The organism is Sphingobium phenoxybenzoativorans (assembly GCF_001757355.1).
GTDB lineage: Bacteria > Pseudomonadota > Alphaproteobacteria > Sphingomonadales > Sphingomonadaceae > Sphingobium > Sphingobium phenoxybenzoativorans.
The window spans coordinates 1-865 of sequence record NZ_MINO01000196.1 but is presented as its reverse complement, the minus strand read 5'-3'; the positions used below and the strand labels follow the sequence as shown (position 1 = coordinate 865).

Sequence of the window (865 nt, the reverse complement as noted above, 5' to 3'; positions counted from 1 at the left end):
GGACCTTGCCCCCGTCGTCGCCCTCGCCCGCGCCGACCGCTTCGTCCGCACCGGCGCGGCGATGGCGGCGGAGGTCGACATATCCGACCTGGACGTCGACCGGCGGAAGGACTGGACCGGCGAGCAATGGCAGCGGGCGGAGGCGTCCGGCCTTGTCCGGATCGCCCCGGAGCCGGAGCCGGAGGCTGAGCCGGAAACGGACGAAGATGATGACGATGGCAACCCGCAACTTCCGCAACTTCCCAATGCCGTCCGGGCGGCGCTGGGGCTGGAATGCGACGATGACGTCTGGAAGGAACCGGCCATATGGCGGGGCGCCGGGCCGCGGGACGAGCCTGTCTGGCGTGACGCGAAGGCTGATGAGTGGCGCACCCGTTTCCCGCCGCCGCCCGGCTTCGACGGGGAGGAATTTGGCGAATATTGGTATCATCTCGATTATGAGCGCACGCTGACGGACGAGGAAATGGCCGTGCTGGAGGCCGGCGTGGATGCGCAGATCGCGGCGCAGCGGGAACAGGATGAGGCGCTGCGGGCGAAGTGGATGAAAACGCCCTGGTTCGAAACCATCGCCGCATAGGGGCTGCATCGCGTTTCTCGTTCTGGCGGAACCATGCTGCGCCGGGCGGCCCTTGCGCCCGCCCTCCGTTCGCCCTGAGCCTGTCGAAGGGCTGTCCTGAGCGCCTGTCTTGCAGGCAGTCGAAGGAGGCTGTCCTTCTTAAGAGAAAAGACAGGGCTTCGACAGGCTCTCCTGAGCCTGTCGAAGGGCCGAACGGAGGAAGCTGCACAAGACCCCGCCCCCACGGAACCCCCGCCGCCCCGGACCGTTACCCCCCCTGTCCACAGCCCATCGGTTCCACACCCCATC

Annotated in this window: 1 pseudogene; it reads left to right on the top strand. The window is 67.6% G+C overall.

Annotated elements, in window-relative coordinates:
* Window positions 1-577, top strand: a pseudogene (locus BHQ40_RS26455) (hypothetical protein); the annotation flags it as partial.
* Between the last annotated feature and the right edge of the window lie 288 nt (window positions 578-865).